Consider the following 18,595-nt stretch of genomic DNA (forward strand, 5'->3'; position numbering starts at 1 on the left):
ATTGCCGCAGAACCGGCAAAAAGGCGTCGCATCGCAAGCAGGTAACGGCGCGACGCCCCCCATGACAGGCACTAATCAGGATGTTCCACAGATTGCAAAATGGTTGCGACGTAACTTTTTATTCTTTCCAGATGTGCTTCGATTTCATCATGAAACTGATCCAGACGTGACACGATCGTTTCCAATCCCTTGGCATGATCGCGCAACATGCCGGCTTCGACCCGACAGGCAATCCGGACAGTAGACAGCCCCAAGACCATGCGCTGAAGGAAGTCTGTACGCCGCTGGATCGCAATCGCCGATTTCACACCAAATTCTATGGCCTTGTCTGATTTCAAATCATAGCTGCGCCGAAGCTGATCCAGAACCCGCTTTTCCGCCTCCCACTCTGCACCTTCGGAATGGCCGTTTTCGGTATCGAAAAATTCGGACATCTCCGTCATCAAATGCGATGCGCAGATCATGAAATAGGCGCTCAATTCCTTGGGCGCATCCCAAAGCCCGCGATCCGCTGGAGGCACGGCAAGGGTTTTGAGATGGTTCTGAATGTCTTTCAGCATCAGGTCGTAGTTCTTGGCGATCTCGTTGATAGTCGCCCGACCTACCGCCAGCTTGGCGGCGAATATCTTCATGTTGGCGGTCAGGATTTCCGCTTCCTGAAATTCAGCCGTCAAATTTGTCAGCTCCCGGCGCAGCTTTTCTGACGCAACGGCAAGAGTTCCGCTCTGGGCCAGATCTGGAAGTTGCGGATGGCCGATTGCGATGCGGCGGGCTTCGAATTCCTGATGCAAGGCATGGGCCTGAAACGCGCCATAGGTCGGGAACCCCAAATCGGCCAAGCGTGCGGCAATCACCTTGGCGCTTTCTTCTGGTGACAGGTTCTGTTCCTGTTCGAGTTTGCAAATGTCTTTGTAAAGCCCCTCTACCAGCTTCAGCTGCGGGCTTGTCGGCTTGATCCGCAACGACAGATAACCGCCATCTTCGACCGGGGTTACCAATGCGAAGACCCAGTAATAATGACCTTCCTTGCTTTTATTTTTAACGTAGGCCCCGACAGAATGACCGTTTTCCAACCCGTTCCACAACAGCCAGAAAACACCTTTGGGCATATGGCTGTGCCGGATGATTTTATGCGGCGCACCTTTCAATTCCGAAGCGGAGTAGCCAGCCACCCGGACAAAGACAGAATTATAGGCTTCGATCACTCCGCGCTTATCGGTCCGTGAAAAAAAGATTTCTTCAACATTGAAAGGTTCTTCGACGTTGACTTCGGGCACTATGCGCGAGCGCGCGTAATCGCGCACGGGGTTTTCGGCGGTTTCGAAGTCTCTCACCGTCATTGTGTTCATCGGCAGCTCCAGTCCGGGTCTTAAACTTTGTACTCGTCACCCACAGCCGTTCCGCACACGGCAAACGATCCGCAGCTGTCCAGGCCCGTCGGCAAAAGCCGCGATTGGTGTTGTCAATCGCATCAAAGACAACGACCTCAGAAATCCGAATTTTAGAGAAAGGTGGCGTGACAAACAGAAACCCGATCAGAGAGGGTAAGGCGAATTCTCTGCGGCGACTGCGGCGCAGTTCATTGCCGGTCAAAGCCCAGACCTCCCTTAAAATAGCGCTGAAATTTCCAGCGCGATCAAAGGCTGAATGCGATCATTGTCCGCAGAGATTTCTCCCGTTACCGCCACACCCTGTCCAAAATGACCATGCCTAATACCCCGATTTGCCGATGCATTGCAGGATGCAGGTGACAAGATCCTGAATCCTGACCATCCGGGCTTCAATCGTATCGTGAAAGTTATCGAGCCGTCCAATGATCGTGTCCAGCCCACTGGCGCTTTGACTCAGCGCGCCCGCTTCGACACGGCAGGCGATACGGATGGTCGACAGCCCCAGCACCATCCGCAGCAGGAACTCAATCCGCCGTTGAATGACGAGCGCGGATTTCACACAGTCGTCAACTGCAATCGCGGACTGCGTTTTGTAGCCCGACCTCAGTACATCGATTTGATGCAACTCTTCCGCGCCGTTCTGTGTGTTTTCGCGTGTGTAATCCTTCACCACCTCGTCCAGAAGATGGTAACCGCACAGCATGAAATTCGCCTTCTGCTCTTCTGGTGATGCCCAAATCCCGCCTGCGCGCGGCGGTGCCAGAAGCGTTCTCAGGTGGCTTTGAATGTCGCGCAGCATCAAATCGTAGTTTTTTGCGATCTCATTGATCGTTGCGCGCCCGTGATCCAGTTTGGCGGCAAATATCTTCATGTTTGCCGTCAGGATTTCCGCGCTGTCGAATTCCCTCGCCAGCGCATTGAGTTCGTTCCGCAAATCAGAACTCAGCAGCGAAACCTTTTTTGTATTCACCACGTCCGACATCTGCGGTAGCTTCATCGCGCTTTGCCGGGCCTCGAATTCGGTGCAAAATGCGGTGGACTGGAACCAGCCATAATTCGGGAAACCCATTTGCTTCAACCGGAGCAGAAGTCGCTGCGCGCTTTCTTCAGCGCTCAGGTCTTCCGACAACTCCGCCGCGCGGATTTCCTTGTACAGATCGACGACCCGTAAATATGTTTCGCTGCTCGGCTTGATCCGAACAGAAAAATAGCCGTCTTCGACCGGGGCCGCGAGGGCGAAAACCCAGTAATACTTGCCATCCTTGGTCTTGTTCTTGACATAGGCACCAACCGGATGGCCGCTTTGCAACCCGTTCCACAACAGCCAGAATACCGCCTTGGGCATATCGGGGTGGCGTAAAATTTTATGCGGCGCCCCTTGCAGGTCTTCTCCGTCGAAACCGGAAACACGCACGAAAACGGAATTGAAGGCATTGATCACGCCTCGTTTATCGGTTTTGGAAAAGAACATTTCTTCGATACCGAATGGCATTTCCGCATCGCGGGTCGAAAGGGATAGCGCGGTGACGGGAACTGGGTCCACTATTTCCAATGGCTGCATATTCATCAGGGGGGTCTCCTGGGTGAAATGGGTTGCGTCAATTCACATCTCACCGCTCAATGGCACAGGCGGAAAGACATCTCTCTTCGCAAGGCCGAATACGGCCTTGTAACGACCATTCGGTCTGCGGAAGGTTCTTGTTATGAGTTTTTTTGACTGCAGCTAAACCAACGACCGCCCAGCCATTAGTTTTAATAAAACATACAAAATAGTACCAAAGCCTTAGAGCGGCTCAATATCGCCTTCAGCTCGCTGCGCATGAAAATCGCGTTGAAATGCGTCGAATGTCTCATTTGCGATCGCATCTCGCATTCCCTGCATAAGATCCTGATAATACTGGAGGTTATGCCAAGTCAGCAGCATGCCGCTGATCATTTCCTGGGCCCGGAACACATGATGCAGATAAGCCCGGCTGTAATTGCGACAGGCCGGGCAGGAACAGGCCGCGTCAAGTGGGCGCGGGTCGTCCTGATGGCGGGCGTTCTTGATGTTCAGCACACCATGCCGGGTAAAAACCTGACCGGTACGGCCTGAACGCGTCGGCAACACGCAATCCATCATGTCGATGCCCCGCGCCACCGCACCGACGATATCGTCAGGCTTGCCCACCCCCATCAGATAGCGCGGCTTGTCCTCGGGCAGCATGTCTGGGGCGTAATCGAGAACCTCGAACATCATGTCCTGGCCTTCGCCCACGGCCAGACCGCCTACCGCATAGCCTTCGAATTCGATGGCTTTCAACAATTCGGCGCTGCGTTCGCGCTGATCGCGGTAAATACTGCCCTGCTGGATGCCGAACAGCGCGTGCCCCGGTCGGTCGCCAAAGGCTTCGCGCGACCGCTGCGCCCATCGCATCGACAGCCGCATCGATTCCATAGAGACCTTAGGATCGGCCGGAAACGGCGTGCATTCATCAAAACACATCACGATATCGCTGCCAAGGAGACGCTGAATTTCCATGCTGCGTTCCGGGGTCAGCGTATGGCGCGACCCGTCGATATGAGATTTGAAGGTGACCCCTTCTTCGCTCATCTTGCGCAGGTTCGACAGGCTCATCACCTGAAACCCGCCACTGTCGGTCAGGATCGGCTTTTCCCAGTTCATGAATTTGTGCAGACCGCCCAGCCGGTCGATCCTTTCCGCCGTTGGCCGCAGCATCAGATGATAGGTATTGCCCAGAATGATATCTGCACCGGTCGAAGCCACGCTTTCCGGCATCATCGCCTTGACGGTGCCCGCAGTGCCCACCGGCATGAAGGCCGGTGTGCGGATCTCGCCGCGTGGTGACCGGATCACCCCCAGCCGCGCTTTGCCGTCCTGGCCCAGTTTTTCGAATTCGAAATGGCGTGTCATCTGGCACCTTTTGCTTTTGACGTCCTTTAATCCCGAAATCTCTGGAAGTCCAAGACCCCAAAGCTTATTTGAAATCTACATATTACAACTGGGAATACGAGTATGGACCAATTTTTTTCAGAAATTCAGCCCGGCACAGTGATCTGGCTGCTTATAGCGATCTTTGTCATCTCGATCATTTTTCGAGGCGTGCGCATCGTGCCGCAATCGGAAAAACACGTGGTGGAACGATTTGGCCGCCTGCATTCGGTATTGGGACCGGGGATCAATTTCGTGGTACCTTTTCTTGATAAGGTGAAGCACCGGATTTCGATCCTGGAACGACAGTTGCCGACCGCCAGCCAAGACGCCATCACCAAAGACAACGTGCTGGTGCAGGTCGATACCTCGGTATTCTATCGCATCATCGAGCCGGAAAAGACCGTCTACCGCATCCGCGATGTTGATGCAGCCATCGCCACCACCGTGGCCGGGATCGTCCGCGCTGAAATCGGCAAAATGGATCTGGACGATGTGCAGGCCAACCGGTCCCAATTGATAGACACGATCAAAACGTCAGTCGAAGACGCGGTCGATGACTGGGGCATCGAAGTCACCCGGGCTGAAATCCTCGATGTCAATCTGGATCAGGCGACCCGCGAAGCGATGCTGCAACAGCTCAATGCCGAACGCGCCCGCCGGGCCCAGGTGACCGAAGCCGAAGGCCAGAAACGCGCGGTCGAATTGCAGGCCGATGCACAGCTTTATTCGGCCGAACAGATCGCCAAGGCCCGCCGCATTCAGGCCGAAGCCGAAGCCTATGCCACCGCCGTCGTGGCCAAGGCGATCACCGAACACGGCATCGAGGCGGCGCAATACCAGGTCGCGCTGAAACAGGTCGAGGCGCTGAACGCCTTGGGCGCGGGCAGTGGCAGTCAGACCATCGTGGTCCCCGCCAACGCGTTGGAAGCTTTCGGAGACGCCTTTAAAATGCTAAAGGGAAACAAGTAATGGCAGGCGTCTTGGAAATATGGTGGGTCTGGCTGGCCTTCGCGCTGGTTTTGGCAGTGGCGGAAATTTTTGCCCCGGGCTTCATCTTCCTTGGCTTCGCAGTTGGCGCGGCCTTGACCGCGCTGGTGGTAGCGGTCTCGGCATTTGGCTATCCGGTTCTGTGTGCCCTTTTTGCCATTCTGTCGCTTGCGGCTTGGCTGGTCATGCGACGCCTGTTCAAGCTGCCAAATGAAAAACGCAAGGTTTTCAATACCGATATCAACGATAACTGACATGCTACTGTCTGCGCCTAGGGTATTTACGCGCCCCGTTCCTTTACGCAAATTCCAACCAGCACAAAGACCTGTTGCTTTGCGGACTGAACTCCTTTCAGTGGCGCAAGAACGCCGGACTGACCGGCACGATTCCCAACGAGAAGGAGCCCGCCGATGAAGACGCCAGCCCCGGAATTGCAATTTGGATGGGAAGAATGGGTCTCGCTGCCCAATCTGGGCCTGCCCGCGATGAAGGCCAAGGTCGATACCGGGGCGCGCACCTCGGCTCTGCACGCCACCGATATCGAAAGCTTCGGTGCCGCAGATGCACCGCAGGTGCGTTTCATGGTCCATCCCATTCCCGGCCGTGAAGACCTGGTGATCCCCTGCTCCGCTCAGATCGTCGACCGGCGCGAAGTGACGTCGTCGAACGGCGAGGCAGAAATGCGGTTTGTCATCAGCACGACGTTGTCGGTCAATGGCCAAAGCTGGCCGATCGAAGTGACCCTGACGGACCGGCGCGGTATGGCGTCTCATATGCTGCTGGGGCGGCAGGCGCTCTTGGATCACATCACCATCGTGGCCACCGACCGTTTCTTTCAGCCACAGCTCAATTATGAAGTTTATCACAGCAAGGCAGTGCGCGAAGCCGCCCCGAACCGCGCGCTGCGGATCGCGGTGTTGAGCCGGGAAAACAACTATTCCACCCGTCGGCTGGTCGAGGAAGGCGAAGCGCGTGGTCACACGGTCGAGGTGATCGACACCACCCGCTGCTATATCGCCATCAACGCACTGGCCCCCGAGGTCCATTATGACGGCAAACGATTGCCGCATTATGACGCGGTGATCCCGCGCATCGGCGCATCAATCACCGGTTACGGTAGCGCCGTCACCCGCCAGTTCGAAACCATTGGCACCTTCTGTGTCAATGGCAGCGAAGGCATCACAGCCAGCCGCGATAAGCTTTATGCACACCAGATCCTTGCCGGGCAGAGGATCGGTATGCCCACGACCGCCTTTGCCGCCTCGCCGAAGGATACCGATAACCTGATTGGGTTGGTCGGGGGCGCCCCTTTGATCGTGAAGCTGCTGGAAAGCACGCAGGGCAAGGGCGTGGTACTGGCCGAAACGAAGAAAGCCGCCGAGTCGGTGATTTCCGCCTTCCGCGGGCTCAAGGCGTCTTTCCTTGTGCAGCATTTCGTAAAGGAGGCCGCAGGCGAAGACATCCGCTGCATGGTGATCGGGTCCAAGGTGGTAGCCGCGATGAAGCGCAGCGGTGCCGATGGCGATTTCAGATCGAACCTGCATCAGGGCGGAACGGCCAGCAAGGTCCGGATCACCAAGGAAGAACGCGAAACCGCGCAGCGCGCGGCAAAAGCCTTCGGGCTCAACATGGCCGGTGTGGACCTGTTGCGCTCCGAAAGCGGTCCGAAGGTGCTGGAGGTCAATTCCTCGCCCGGCTTCGAGGGGATCGAGAAAGTGTCGGGCAAAAATGTCGCTGCGCTGCTTTACGATGAAATCGAACGCCGCGCCCGCCCCAGACCAATCCGCCGCCGGAGAAGTGGAAAAGCCGGCAGCGCGGAGTTTTGATTTTTCCGCTCGTGCTGGCATAGTCGGCGCGGGAGGAAACCAAGATGAACACACAAGACATTCCACTGATCGAGGCAGAGGACAAAGACAAGGTTCGGCTGCTGCGGTTGGGCAAGGCACCGGCACATCCGTTGTCGCGGGCGATGATCCGGGCGTTGCACGACCAGATCCGCCAGGCTTTGGCGGATACGAGGATCAATGTGATCGTGCTGGAAGGCCCCGGCCATATCTACTGTGCCGGTCACGATCTGAAGGAAATCGGACGCCATCGCGCCGATCCGGATCACGGTCGGGCCTATCTTGTAGAGCTGTTCACCGAATGCAGCGCACTGATGCAGGACATCACCCTGTCGCCAAAACCAACCATCGCCATGGTTGATGGCATCGCCACCGCAGGCGGCCTGCAACTGGCTGCGGCCTGCGATCTGATCTTTGCTTCGAGCCGGGCCAGTTTCTGCCTTCCGGGGGTGAAGAATGGCGGTTTCTGCACCACCCCCGCCGTCGCGGTGTCGCGCAGCCTGTCGCGCAAGCATATGATGGAAATGGCCCTGTCTGGCGACACGTTCGATGCGGATTGGGCGCTGTCCGCAGGTCTGGTCAACCGGGTTTTTCCGTCCGAACAACTGAGCGCGGCCACAATGGAATTCGCCCAACAGATCGCCAGCTACCATTCCACTGCGATCGCCGATGGCAAACGCATGCTGCACGACCAATTGGAAATGCCGTTGGATCGGGCCTATGCCGAAGCAACCGAGGTAATGGTTGGCCATTTCATGGACCCGGTGCGAATACGGGCAGAAACGAACTGCTGAACCGTCGGTTTTGCCGCTACTGCGCATCCGTTTCGCCGACCCCCTAGACCTTTCCGAACCCAAACCCTATATCTTCGGTCAGGAAATTACGGACAGGTCACATGAACGAAAATGCTGAACCGCTCGAAGGGGAACCGCTGATCGCACCCTCCAGCATCGACCACCCCTTGTACGAAAAGGTGGTCGAGGCATGCCGGACGGTCTATGATCCCGAAATCCCTGTCAATATCTACGATCTCGGCCTGATCTATACGGTCAAGATCACCCCTGAGAACAAGGTCAGCATCATCATGACACTGACCGCGCCGGGCTGCCCGGTCGCAGGCGACATGCCCGGTTGGGTGGTCGACGCGGTCGAACCTCTGGACGGTGTGCAACATGTCGAGGTCGACCTGACCTGGGATCCGCCCTGGGGCATGGAGATGATGAGCGACGAAGCCCGGCTGGAACTGGGCTTCATGTAAGCAAGACGGCAACGCACCCCTTTGAGGGTGCGTTTTCATTTTAGCAACCCATTTAGGCTGCAACCATATAAAGGCAACCTAAATAGGTTGCATTACCTCCTTCGCACCCTATAATAGGTGCGCATGATCTCCGTAGTTTCACATATCGCCGTTCTGACAGGCGATCTGGTCGGCTCCACCGGCCTGAGCCCGGCTGAGGTTACCCAAGCCTTCGACGCCTTGATCGATTGCGCCGCGATGCAGGCCGATTGGCATGGCGCACCGCTGCATTTCACCCGCCAGCGTGGCGATGGCTGGCAGGTTGCTCTAGCCCGGCCCGCCCTTGCGCTGCGCTCCGCGCTCGCCTTCCGCGCCGCGCTGCGCTGTGAAGGCGGTGAATTCGACAGCTATATATCCATCGCCGAAGGCGAGGTGACAGGCGCGATCGGCCCGGACCTCAACGCCGAAACCGCCGCTGTCTTCGTTGCCTCGGGCGATGGGCTGGACATACTGAAATTGCTAAGCCTTTCGGAACGCGTGGTTTATGTCGATGACGCCTATGATGAAGGCGCCCCCCTCAACGCCGTCACCGTGCTGGCCGATCATATTTCGCAGGGATGGACCCCGGCGCAGGCAGCCGCCATCCTGCCCTTTCTCACCCCCGGTGATGAACCCTCCTATACGGAAGTGGCGAAAGCTCTCGGAAAATCCCGGCAGGCCGTGACCAAGGCGCTCGACGCGGCCGGCTATCCGGCGCTCAAACGCGCCCTGCACAGCATCGAGGAAACCGCCAATGGCTGAAACCCTCATCGCCCTGCTTTTCGCCCACGCATTGGCTGATTTCGTGTTGCAACCCAACTGGCTGGCCAGCCGCAAGCATCATCCCGGCATGTCGCTGCTGCATGGTGCGCTGGTGCTGTTGAGCGCACAGATCGCCACCGGGCAGTTCGCCGCCCTGCCGCTGCTGGTACTCGCCTTGCTGCATCTGATAACCGACTTGGTCAAAACCTATGGCGGGGCCACCGGCCTGGCGGGGTTCCTGATCGATCAGGCCCTGCATTTGGTCGCGCTGGCCGGGATCGCCCTGTGGGCCCCTACCCTGTGGGCCACCGGGCAGTGGCCGGTACTGCTGCCCCAATCGATAACTGCCGTCCTGCCCCATATTCTGGCCGTGAGCGCGGGTGCAATTCTGGCGATCCGCGCCGGAGGCTTTGCCATTCAGTTACTGATGCAAGGCCACGCCCTGTCGGACACACCCGAAGAGGACGGCCTGCCCGGTGGCGGTGCCACAATCGGATACCTGGAGCGGGCGCTGATCTTCCTTCTGGTGCTGGCCGGACAAATCGCCGGACTCGGTTTTCTGGTGGCGGCGAAATCAATCCTCCGCTTCGGCACGATATCGGGCGATCGCAAGGCGACAGAATATGTCATCATCGGCACTTTGTTCAGTTTTGGCTGGGCTTTGTTGATCGCGCTTGGCACACAAACCCTGCTGGCCGCCCTGCCGCCGCTTGAGATTACCGCCCAGTGGCCCTAGATTAGACTTGAACAGCAAACAGGATGTCCCATGTTCGGTATTCCCGGCAAACAGGCGGTCACCATGACCGCGCGCGCAGCAACGCAGATTTCCAAGCTCATGAACCAGAAGGGTCATAAAGGGCTGAGGATCGGCGTGAAGAAAGGCGGCTGCGCCGGCATGGAATACACCATGGACTATGCCGACGAGATCAATCCGCATGACGAAATGGTCGAACAGGACGGTGCCCGGGTGATGATCGCACCAATGGCACAGATGTTCCTGTTCGGGACCGAAATTGATTACGAGGTCTCGCTCCTTGAATCCGGTTTCAAATTCAACAATCCCAACGTGACCGAGGCCTGTGGCTGTGGCGAATCGATCAAGTTCAAGGATGTCGAGGAATTGAGCGCCGAACAGACCGTTAACGGCGCGCCCAAGCTCGTCTGATCCCCCTACCCGTATCCTCTAACCGGTGCCGCCCGCTGCCCCTTGACCTGCGGGCGCTTCTGGCAATGATGCGGCGATGACAAAACTTAACAGGCAAGGAATGAATTATGCGTCGCAAGCTGGCAGCGGGAAACTGGAAGATGAATGGCCTGAGCGCCGAGCTGGACCAGATCGACGCGTTGACAGCCAAACATGCCGATAGTGCCATCGACCTGCTGATCTGTCCGCCCGCGACCCTGATCGCCGCTGCGGCGGCACGGATGTCCCCCCATGCGATGATGATCGGCGGCCAGGATTGCCACAGCGAACCCAGCGGTGCCTTTACCGGCGACATCTCTGCCGCGATGCTGGCTGATGCCGGGGCCGGGGCGGTGATCCTTGGCCATTCGGAACGGCGTGAGCAGCATGAAGAAAGCGACGAGATGATCCGCGCCAAGGCGCTCGCGGCGCATCAGTCCGGGTTGATCACGGTGATTTGCGTCGGCGAATCGCTGGCACAGCGCGACGCCGCCAACACGCTCGACATCATCGGCGCCCAGTTGGCCGCCTCGGTGCCGAACAATGCAACAGCTGAAAACCTGGTCATCGCCTATGAACCGATCTGGGCCATCGGCACTGGCAAGGTGCCGACGCTGGACCAGATCGGCGAAGTGCATGATTTCATCCGCGCGCGGCTGGAACACCGCTTCGGCGCAGATACGGGCCATTCCATACGGCTGCTCTATGGCGGCTCTGTCAAGCCGGGCAATGCCGCAGATATCTTTACCGTAACCAATGTCGACGGCGCGCTGGTGGGCGGGGCCAGCCTGAAAGCCGCCGATTTTTCTCCGATCATCGAAGCGCTGGAAACCGCAGCAAGCTGACCGCGTTTCATCTTGGCAAAAATACTCCCGCCGGAGGCTCGGAAAGTCCTTCTCAGGAGTTTTGTCACCTCAGAAAGACACCTTAAACAAAACTGAAACACGGCGCCGCAAGGGGCGCCGTGTTTCAGTTTATGCCCCAATCACTTGGTAATGATCTCAGGCCCCATGATCGAGTTCGGCAAATAGGTGCTGAGCCACGGGATATAGGTCACCATGATCAGGAAAACGAACAATACCGCGAGAAACGGCAATGCGGCCCTGACCACCCGCATCATCGGCATCCCGGCCACACCGGAGGTGACGAACAGGTTCAGCCCCACCGGTGGTGTGATCATGCCGATTTCCATGTTGACCACCATGATGATGCCCAGATGGATCGGATCAATGCCCAACTCGATGGCAATCGGAAACACCAGTGGCGCCACGATCACGATCAGCCCCGAGGGTTCCATGAACTGACCGCCGATCAGCAGGATCACATTGACGATCACCAGGAACATCACCGCGCCAAAACCCGCTGCCAGCATCGCGCCGGCGATCTGCTGCGGGATCTGTTCGTCGGTCAGCACGTGCTTCAGGATCAGCGCATTGGCGATGATGAACATCAGCGTCACTGTCAGCTTGCCCGCCTCGAACAGCGTATCGCGGGTATCGCGGTGAAAAAATGCGGTAATCAGCGCCAGCGGTTTTTCCAGCAGCGACAGGTTGCGTTCGCCTTCGGGGCGGCTTAGCGGCCCCATGTCGCGATAGACGAAGCTGGCGATGAAGAACGCATAGACCGCCGCCACCGCCGCCGCTTCGGTCGGGGTGAAGATACCGCCATAGATGCCGCCCAGGATGATCACGATCAGGAACAGCCCCCAGATTGCGTCCATACCGGAAGCAACGACTTCGCCCCAACCCAGCCATTCGCCCTTGGGCAGGTTGCGCAGCCGCGCGATGACATAGATCGTGGTCATCAACATTGTACCGGCCAGCAGCCCGGGGATGACACCGGCCAGGAACATCCGCCCGACCGACACGTCGGTGGCGCTGGCATAGACCACCATCACGATCGAGGGCGGAATCAGGATGCCCAAGGTGCCAGCATTGGCGATCACCCCGGCGGCGAAATCCTTGGAATAACCGACTTGGCGCATACCCGCGATCACGATTGACCCGATGGCCACCACGGTGGCTGGCGACGACCCCGATAGGGCGGCGAACATCATGCAGGCGAACACACCCGCAATCGCCAGTCCGCCGTGGAAATGGCCCACGATGGCGATGGAAAACCGGATGATCCGCCGCGCCACCCCACCGGTGGACATAAAGGACGAGGCCAGGATGAAGAACGGGATCGCCAGCAGCGTGTAATGCCCCGCCATCGCCTGGAAAAAGCTCTGCGCCACCGACGCCAGCGAGGTGTCGCTGAGCGCCAGCAGGAACAGGATGGAGGACAGCCCGAGGCTGACCGCGATCGGCACGCCAAGCAGCATCAGGCCGACGACCATGGCAAAGAGAATTGCGACTTCCATATACTTAGTCCTCTGCGTTCAGGCTGCGGACGTCGTCGACGGCGTCTTCGGCTTCGTGACTGGCGATCAGGCTGTCGGCCTCGCCGGTCATCACGCGCCACGTCGCCTGTACGAACCGGAACAACAGCAACCCGGCCCCGATCGGCAGCATCGCATAAGGGATGAAGCGCGGGATCTTTTCATAAGCCTCGCCTTCGTTGATCAGCGGTTCGATCCAGCGCAGCCAATCCGGCATTGGGATATCGACCACCTCGTACCAGCTGCGATAGCTGGTACGCTTCATTTCTTCGAAGCCCAGCGGAAACCAGCGCCCGTCGGTCTGCGGCAGGTTGGCGAAATTGGCCCAGTAATCCCAGGCCCCCTTGAACAGCAGGAAGGCGTAAAAAATGCAAAGCGCCCCGGCAATCAGACCCAGCACCCGGCGAATACGCAAATCGAAAAGGTTGATCACCGCGTCGACGCCCAGATGCGCAGTAACCTTGACCGCATAGCTCATGCCGAACAGCACCAGCCAGGCAAACAGGAAGGTGGTCATTTCCAGCCCCCAAATCAGTCCGGTATTGAAGCCATAGCGCAGCACGACATTGATGAAGGTAATCAGGGTCATCAAGCCGAGGATCAGCGCGATCGCGGTTTCCTCGAATTCGTTGACCGCCCGGCCCAAGGCCGTTTGCGAAGAGTGGTGATGAGACATCCGAGCCCCCGTCCCCCGAGTGGATGTGAAGAACCCGGCTCCGTTGAGGGAGCCGGGACAGTTGGCCTGAATTCAGGCTCAGTGCTTGGCGTTGATCGCCTGAGCAGCGGCGATATTGTCTTCGCCGACATCCCCTTTGAACTGCTCCCAGACCGGTTTCATCGTGGCGACCCAGGCAGCGCGTTTATCGTCGTCGAGCTGGCGTACCACACCACCAGCATCAATGATCGACTTCTTTGCGTCGCTGTTCACTTTGGTGGATTCCGAGTTCCGCGCCGCGGTTACTTCGTCGATGATGGTGGCCAGCTGGTCGCGCACGTCTTCGGGCAGGCTGTCCCAGAAATCGGTCGAGGTCACCAGCAAGTAATCGATGATACCGTGATTGGTTTCGGTCACGCCATCCTGCACTTCAAAGAACTTCTTGCCATAGATGTTCGACCAGGTGTTTTCCTGACCGTCAACAACGCCGGTCTGTAGGGCGCCATAGACCTCGGAAAACGCCATCGGCTGCGGGCTGCCGCCCAAGGCCGCCATCTGTGCTTTCAGCACATCGGAATTCTGCACCCGGAATTTCAGCCCGTTCGCGTCGGTCGGGTCCACCAGCGCCTTATTTGCCGACATCTGTTTCATACCGTTATGCCAGAAGGCCAGCCCCAGCAAACCGCGACGGGTCATCGATTCCTTCATCGCCTGTCCGGTCTCAGAATTCTGGAATTCATCCACCGCGTCGATATTCTTGAACATGAAGGGCAGGTCGAAGATGCGGAATTGCTTGGTGAACTGTTCGAACTTCGACAAGGACGGCGCTGCCAATTGCACATCGCCCTGCAGCATCGCTTCGAGGACCTGGTTGTCGTTATAGAGCGTCGAGTTCGGAAAGACCTCCATGCAGGCCTTGCCGTCCATTTCCTCGTTCACACGCTTTTCCAGCAACGATGCGGCGATCCCTTTGGGGTGCTTATCGGTGTTGGTCACATGGCTGAATTTAATGACGATTTCGCCGTCGTCGCAGCCAGCGGACGCCATGACGGCCGATGCAGAAACGCTCAGCGCCAGCGCGGCAGCTGCGGTGGTCAGGAATTTCATGTCTGTCTCCTCCCGAGAGATCGGTAATGATGTCTTGCGCCTCCTCCGGGCGCGGCATGAGGACCTTTCCCCATTCCGCGTCATACGCTCAAGAAAAACTGACAAACGCGTGAAGGGGCATGAAATTATTATATCTTTCAAGACACTATGGGGCCCACCTCAACAAACCCTCCGTGCTGCAAAACAGCATTGTGCGATAAGCCGCACAACAAAAAGCGGCGACTGTGTGAAATTTCGCACAAAGTGGTTTTACCCATTGCTGTCGAATCCCCTACCGGCTGCGGTGTTTGCCCCAAAATCCGGCACGGGTTTCAGGTGTTTCTGAACCAGCAAACGTCTCACCCTCGCGCTTAGCGAAACTCTTCGGGTTTGATTCCATACCGTGCCAGTTTGTCGTAAAACGTCTTGCGCGGCAGCTTCAGCGCCTTGGCCGCTGCGCTGGCATGACCTTCGGCCTTGCGCAACGCGGTGATCAGCAGGCTCCGTTCAACCTGTGCCAGCTGTTCTGCAAGCCCCAGTTTCTGCGCCGCGTCATCGGAATCGTTCAATCCCAAAACAAAGCGCATTGCGGCACTCATCAGAGCGCGGGCATTTCCGGGCCATTCCTGCGTCATCAGCCGTGATACCATCTCGGGTCTTAGCTCGGGGGCATCCAGCCCCGCCTGTTCAGCCGCCTGAGCCACGTAATGCCGGAACAGAACCGGAATATCTTCGGGCCGTTCCGACAGTGACGGGATGCGCACCATCATAACCTCAACCCGGTAATAGAGATCGGCTTGCAGCCGCCCTTCTTCCACCGCCTTGGACAGGTCTTGGGTGGTCCCTGCGATCAGGCGAAATCCACCCTCTTCCAGCGCGTCGATCAGCGCCATTTGTGCATCCGCCGACAATCCCCCGATATCGTCGAGAAACAGCGTCCCGCCCTGTGCCGCCGCGACCACCTCGGTCATTTCGGCCCGGCTCAGCGCCGGAGCGGCGCGTTTCACAAACGGCCCCTTTGCGCTCATGGAACACAAATGCACCACCTCGGCCACCTTGTAGATGCCTGATCCCGGCGCCCCGGTGATCAGAACATCGGTACCCGCCCGCGCCGCCGCGCGTACCCGATCGCGCAGCGCCTCGGACAAGGTCGACTGACCGAACAACATCCGCGCCGCCGGATCGCCGGTTTCCAGCTGCGCTTTGAGACGACGGTTTTCCTGCACCATCGCCCGGGTTTTGATCGCCCGTTCGATCACCGCCAACAGATCCCCCGGCGGGCAGGGTTTTTCCAGAAACCCGAACGCACCCTGCCCCATCGCCTTGACCGCCATCGGAATGTCGCCCTCGCCGGTCAACAACACCACAGGTAATTCAGAATCCAACTTCTGCGTATATTCAAGCAGATGAAACCCGTCCCGCCCCGGCATCCGGATATCGGATAGGATGACACCTTCGAACTCTTCGGAAATGTGGTCCTTGGCTTCGATGAACGATCCCACTGCAGTGGGATGATAATCGGCCAATTCCAACGTCTGAGCCAGCGCTTCGCGTACCGCCGCATCATCATCGACCAGCAAAACCTTCCCCTTCATGCGACGTCTTCCTCCTGCCAGTATTCCAGGTCAACGGTGAACATCGCCCCGGTGGTGGTGTTGCTGCCGCGGATATTGCCACCAAAGCTTTGCACCAGCCCGTAAGAAATTGACAATCCCAAGCCCATGCCTTCGGAACTGCCCACCGTTTTGGTCGAATAGAAGGGTTCGAACACCTTGTCGGGTTCCTTAATGCCGGGACCAATATCGCGCACCGTCACCGCCAATTTACTGCTGTTATTGATGATGATACGGATCTGTCGATCCTCCTGATCCAACATCGCATCGGTGGCGTTGTTGATCAGGTTCACGAAAACCTGGGTCAACCGCACATCACCACCACGAGCCCAGACCGGGCCGTTATACCGCGACGGGTCCCAGTCGAGCGTGACATGATCAGATTTCAGCCGTGCCGCCGCCAGTTCCACCGCCGTCTCGATCACCTGCACCAGATCGACTTTGCCCACAGGTTCGCTTTCGTTGCGCGCGAAGGCGCGTAGGTTCTTGATGATCCGCGACATTCTTGCTGCCATATCCGAAATGCGCTGCAAATTATCCGCCGCGCGTTCTGGCTTGGCGCGGGCAATAAAGGCCGATCCGTTTTCGGCATATTGCTGAATCGCCATCAGCGGCTGATTCAGTTCATGGCTGATCCCGGCGCTCATCTGGCCCAGCGCGCTCAGCTTGCCAGCCTGCACCAGATCGGCCTGCGCCTGTTTCAGCGCTGTTTCGGCGCTTGTGCGTTCGGCGACTTCGTGGCGCAGCGCGACATTCGCCTCTGACAATTCCTTGGTGCGCTCCTGCACCCGGCTTTCCAGCCTTGCATTGGCTTCGGCAAGGGTACGCCGACGTTCGGTGGCCAGAAACAGGAAGGCACCAAAGGTCAGGAACACCGCGGCCACAACCGCTGCCTGCAATGCCGCTAACCGGCGCGCCGGATCGACGTCAATCAGCGCTTCGGCCCGCATGCCGATGATCGGCAAGTCCTGGTGCAGATGCAAGGCACGCCCGGGGACATAGGGCGACCAATCCGTCAACCACAATTCATAGGCACCGATATGGCCGATGGCAAAGGCCGGTTCTGGTCCTGCAGGTGGGAACAACCGGCCATTTTCACCCTGCCGCCAGAACAGCAATTCGGAACGGTTGGAAATGAAAACCTCATTGCGGTCATCGCTAAAAAACACCGCCGGGCGCGCACCGCGCCAATCGGATTCAACCCGGTCGATATTGGCCACCACGACCAGAACCCCGACAACCTCTCGATCTTTGCCAAAACTCGGGGCCGCAAAATAGTAGACCCGGTTTCCGGTATCCTGACGGGTGCCGTGACCTTCGCCCAACGCGCCCTGTAATGCGCGGACGAAATAAGGGGTCGTGTCGATGTCGGCGGGGTCGGATTGGTTGGCCGAAGCCAGAACCCGACCATCGGCATCGGCCAGAAACACATCCAGCGCGGCCGTCTTGTCCGCCGATTTTTGCAGCAGATTTTGCAATTCGTCATTCGCACCGCTCGTCAGCGCCGCCTGCACGGTCGGATGATCCGCCGTGAGAACCGCCAATTGCTGATAAAGCTGCAATTGGCCGGTCAAACGGTCGGTGGCCAAGCTAAGATCCGCCTTGCCACGCTGCGCCAGCTGCGCCAGGGCCTGAACATAGCCATATCGCCAAACCCCGCCGGAAACGGCGACTACGGCCAGTAGGAACAGAACGACGATGATCAGACGTCGCAACAGCGAAGGTTTCATGGCATCAATCTATCGCGCCCGCCCCCGCAAAGACCAGAGCTCATGACGATGGATGATCTGATGCGAAAGGGACAGATCATTTGCACCTTCACCGATTGACCAGAAGGACACCCAGCACCAGAACGACCTGTGGCCTTGGGTCCGGGCCGGGCCGCTCTACAGTGGTAATTCCGTCGTCGATTTGATTTCTTCCATCGACAGCAGCGCGGTGATGTTGTTCACCTTCACCTCGGAAATCAACGCCTGGTAAAACGCATCATAGGCGCGCGCGTTCTTTACCCGCACCTTCAGGATATAGTCGATATCGCCCGCCAGCCGGTGCGCCTCCATCACTTCGGGACGGTTGCGCAGGGCCTGCAGGAATTTCACCTGCCAGTCTGCTTCGTGCTCAGACGTGCGTATCAGAACAAAGAAACAGGCTTCAAAGCCCAGCTTCTCGGCATCCAGAACCACCGTCTGTGGCCCCATGATCCCGGCGTCGCGCATTTTGCGGATACGATTCCAGACCGGGGTCTTCGACGACCCCACCTTGCGGGCGATTTCATCCAGCGACTGACCGGCATCCCTTTGCAACTCCATCAGGATTTTCCGATCGGTCTGATCCATTCGAACCGACATTTCGCCCCCTTCGCCCATTTTGGAACATTATCACCATATCAGCGCGTATTGCCTGAACCAGATCCTTATTTGTTCCAGCACATAGCGCAATAGGGGGAATATTTTCTATATTGGGCATCAAGTCAACCAGAGGAA

Annotated in this window: 18 protein-coding genes; 9 read left to right on the forward strand and 9 right to left on the reverse strand. The window is 58.0% G+C overall.

What is annotated here, in order from left to right; all coding sequences use genetic code 11:
- Nucleotides 1-71: 71 nt before the first annotated feature.
- The 3 genes from VOI23_RS06545 to tgt form a co-directional block, all read right to left on the reverse strand.
- A complete protein-coding gene (locus tag VOI23_RS06545) occupies nucleotides 72-1,349 on the reverse strand; it encodes a PAS domain-containing protein (protein WP_323783299.1) in 1,278 nt (425 codons plus the stop codon).
- Between the two features lie 361 nt (nucleotides 1,350-1,710).
- Nucleotides 1,711-2,958, reverse strand: coding sequence for a PAS domain-containing protein (locus VOI23_RS06550; RefSeq protein WP_323783302.1), 1,248 nt, complete (start codon nucleotides 2,956-2,958; stop codon nucleotides 1,711-1,713).
- Nucleotides 2,959-3,174: 216 nt separating this feature from the next.
- Nucleotides 3,175-4,305 carry a tRNA guanosine(34) transglycosylase Tgt gene (gene tgt, locus VOI23_RS06555; protein WP_323783306.1) on the reverse strand — a complete coding sequence of 377 codons (1,131 nt, stop codon included), beginning with the start codon at nucleotides 4,303-4,305 and terminating at the stop codon, nucleotides 3,175-3,177.
- 102 nt (nucleotides 4,306-4,407) lie between these two features.
- Between tgt and VOI23_RS06560 the strand changes: the two genes are divergently transcribed.
- From VOI23_RS06560 to tpiA, 9 genes are all read left to right on the forward strand, one after another.
- Nucleotides 4,408-5,295, forward strand: coding sequence for an SPFH domain-containing protein (locus VOI23_RS06560; RefSeq protein WP_323783309.1), 888 nt, complete (start codon nucleotides 4,408-4,410; stop codon nucleotides 5,293-5,295).
- On the forward strand, nucleotides 5,295-5,567 hold the full coding sequence (locus tag VOI23_RS06565) for a hypothetical protein (RefSeq protein ID WP_323783312.1): 273 nt from the start codon (nucleotides 5,295-5,297) through the stop codon (nucleotides 5,565-5,567). The genes VOI23_RS06560 and VOI23_RS06565 overlap by 1 nt, the downstream gene beginning before the upstream one ends.
- A gap of 156 nt (nucleotides 5,568-5,723) precedes the next feature.
- Nucleotides 5,724-7,139 (forward strand): 30S ribosomal protein S6--L-glutamate ligase, encoded by a 1,416-nt coding sequence (gene rimK, locus VOI23_RS06570; RefSeq protein WP_323783316.1) that lies wholly within the window; start codon nucleotides 5,724-5,726, stop codon nucleotides 7,137-7,139.
- A gap of 44 nt (nucleotides 7,140-7,183) precedes the next feature.
- A complete protein-coding gene (locus tag VOI23_RS06575; protein ID WP_323783319.1) occupies nucleotides 7,184-7,951 on the forward strand; it encodes an enoyl-CoA hydratase-related protein in 768 nt (255 codons plus the stop codon).
- A 101-nt stretch (nucleotides 7,952-8,052) separates the two neighbouring features.
- Nucleotides 8,053-8,415 (forward strand): SUF system Fe-S cluster assembly protein, encoded by a 363-nt coding sequence (locus tag VOI23_RS06580; protein ID WP_323783321.1) that lies wholly within the window; start codon nucleotides 8,053-8,055, stop codon nucleotides 8,413-8,415.
- A gap of 123 nt (nucleotides 8,416-8,538) precedes the next feature.
- The gene (locus VOI23_RS06585; RefSeq protein ID WP_323783324.1) at nucleotides 8,539-9,195 is read left to right on the forward strand and encodes a MarR family transcriptional regulator; all 657 of its coding nucleotides are present in this window, start codon (nucleotides 8,539-8,541) and stop codon (nucleotides 9,193-9,195) included.
- A complete protein-coding gene (locus VOI23_RS06590) occupies nucleotides 9,188-9,931 on the forward strand; it encodes a DUF3307 domain-containing protein (RefSeq protein WP_323783326.1) in 744 nt (247 codons plus the stop codon). Before VOI23_RS06585 ends, VOI23_RS06590 begins: the two co-directional genes overlap by 8 nt.
- Nucleotides 9,932-9,961: 30 nt before the next feature.
- Nucleotides 9,962-10,360 carry an iron-sulfur cluster assembly accessory protein gene (locus tag VOI23_RS06595; RefSeq protein WP_323783329.1) on the forward strand — a complete coding sequence of 133 codons (399 nt, stop codon included), beginning with the start codon at nucleotides 9,962-9,964 and terminating at the stop codon, nucleotides 10,358-10,360.
- Between the two features lie 107 nt (nucleotides 10,361-10,467).
- On the forward strand, nucleotides 10,468-11,223 hold the full coding sequence (gene tpiA / locus VOI23_RS06600; RefSeq protein ID WP_323783331.1) for a triose-phosphate isomerase: 756 nt from the start codon (nucleotides 10,468-10,470) through the stop codon (nucleotides 11,221-11,223).
- Nucleotides 11,224-11,363: 140 nt separating this feature from the next.
- On the opposite strand, the gene VOI23_RS06605 is transcribed toward tpiA, so the two are convergent.
- From VOI23_RS06605 to VOI23_RS06630, 6 genes are all read right to left on the reverse strand, one after another.
- A complete protein-coding gene (locus VOI23_RS06605) occupies nucleotides 11,364-12,740 on the reverse strand; it encodes a TRAP transporter large permease (RefSeq protein ID WP_323783334.1) in 1,377 nt (458 codons plus the stop codon).
- Between the two features lie 4 nt (nucleotides 12,741-12,744).
- Nucleotides 12,745-13,434: a TRAP transporter small permease gene (locus VOI23_RS06610; protein WP_323783336.1), complete on the reverse strand. Its 690-nt coding sequence runs from the start codon at nucleotides 13,432-13,434 to the stop codon at nucleotides 12,745-12,747.
- A gap of 78 nt (nucleotides 13,435-13,512) precedes the next feature.
- Entirely contained in the window at nucleotides 13,513-14,520 is a 1,008-nt protein-coding gene (locus VOI23_RS06615; protein WP_323783338.1) for a DctP family TRAP transporter solute-binding subunit, read from the reverse strand.
- A 350-nt stretch (nucleotides 14,521-14,870) separates the two neighbouring features.
- A complete protein-coding gene (locus tag VOI23_RS06620) occupies nucleotides 14,871-16,094 on the reverse strand; it encodes a sigma-54 dependent transcriptional regulator (protein ID WP_323783340.1) in 1,224 nt (407 codons plus the stop codon).
- A complete protein-coding gene (locus VOI23_RS06625) occupies nucleotides 16,091-17,842 on the reverse strand; it encodes a sensor histidine kinase (RefSeq protein ID WP_323783342.1) in 1,752 nt (583 codons plus the stop codon). Before VOI23_RS06625 ends, VOI23_RS06620 begins: the two co-directional genes overlap by 4 nt.
- A 156-nt stretch (nucleotides 17,843-17,998) precedes the next feature.
- The gene (locus VOI23_RS06630) at nucleotides 17,999-18,460 is read right to left on the reverse strand and encodes an Lrp/AsnC family transcriptional regulator (protein ID WP_058263493.1); all 462 of its coding nucleotides are present in this window, start codon (nucleotides 18,458-18,460) and stop codon (nucleotides 17,999-18,001) included.
- Between the last annotated feature and the right edge of the window lie 135 nt (nucleotides 18,461-18,595).

It is taken from the genome of Thalassovita sp. (genome assembly GCF_034670005.1).
GTDB lineage: Bacteria > Pseudomonadota > Alphaproteobacteria > Rhodobacterales > Rhodobacteraceae > Thalassobius.

Bases quoted from the DNA above. Each gene is read 5' to 3' on its own strand.
- VOI23_RS06545 (WP_323783299.1), bottom strand. From the start codon at position 1,349: ATGAACACAATGACGGTGAGAGACTTCGAAACCGCCGAAAACCCCGTG.
- VOI23_RS06550 (WP_323783302.1), bottom strand. From the start codon at position 2,958: ATGAATATGCAGCCATTGGAAATAGTGGACCCAGTTCCCGTCACCGCG.
- tgt (WP_323783306.1), bottom strand. From the start codon at position 4,305: ATGACACGCCATTTCGAATTCGAAAAACTGGGCCAGGACGGCAAAGCG.
- VOI23_RS06560 (WP_323783309.1), top strand. From the start codon at position 4,408: ATGGACCAATTTTTTTCAGAAATTCAGCCCGGCACAGTGATCTGGCTG.
- VOI23_RS06565 (WP_323783312.1), top strand. From the start codon at position 5,295: ATGGCAGGCGTCTTGGAAATATGGTGGGTCTGGCTGGCCTTCGCGCTG.
- rimK (WP_323783316.1), top strand. From the start codon at position 5,724: ATGAAGACGCCAGCCCCGGAATTGCAATTTGGATGGGAAGAATGGGTC.
- VOI23_RS06575 (WP_323783319.1), top strand. From the start codon at position 7,184: ATGAACACACAAGACATTCCACTGATCGAGGCAGAGGACAAAGACAAG.
- VOI23_RS06580 (WP_323783321.1), top strand. From the start codon at position 8,053: ATGAACGAAAATGCTGAACCGCTCGAAGGGGAACCGCTGATCGCACCC.
- VOI23_RS06585 (WP_323783324.1), top strand. From the start codon at position 8,539: ATGATCTCCGTAGTTTCACATATCGCCGTTCTGACAGGCGATCTGGTC.
- VOI23_RS06590 (WP_323783326.1), top strand. From the start codon at position 9,188: ATGGCTGAAACCCTCATCGCCCTGCTTTTCGCCCACGCATTGGCTGAT.
- VOI23_RS06595 (WP_323783329.1), top strand. From the start codon at position 9,962: ATGTTCGGTATTCCCGGCAAACAGGCGGTCACCATGACCGCGCGCGCA.
- tpiA (WP_323783331.1), top strand. From the start codon at position 10,468: ATGCGTCGCAAGCTGGCAGCGGGAAACTGGAAGATGAATGGCCTGAGC.
- VOI23_RS06605 (WP_323783334.1), bottom strand. From the start codon at position 12,740: ATGGAAGTCGCAATTCTCTTTGCCATGGTCGTCGGCCTGATGCTGCTT.
- VOI23_RS06610 (WP_323783336.1), bottom strand. From the start codon at position 13,434: ATGTCTCATCACCACTCTTCGCAAACGGCCTTGGGCCGGGCGGTCAAC.
- VOI23_RS06615 (WP_323783338.1), bottom strand. From the start codon at position 14,520: ATGAAATTCCTGACCACCGCAGCTGCCGCGCTGGCGCTGAGCGTTTCT.
- VOI23_RS06620 (WP_323783340.1), bottom strand. From the start codon at position 16,094: ATGAAGGGGAAGGTTTTGCTGGTCGATGATGATGCGGCGGTACGCGAA.
- VOI23_RS06625 (WP_323783342.1), bottom strand. From the start codon at position 17,842: ATGAAACCTTCGCTGTTGCGACGTCTGATCATCGTCGTTCTGTTCCTA.
- VOI23_RS06630 (WP_058263493.1), bottom strand. From the start codon at position 18,460: ATGTCGGTTCGAATGGATCAGACCGATCGGAAAATCCTGATGGAGTTG.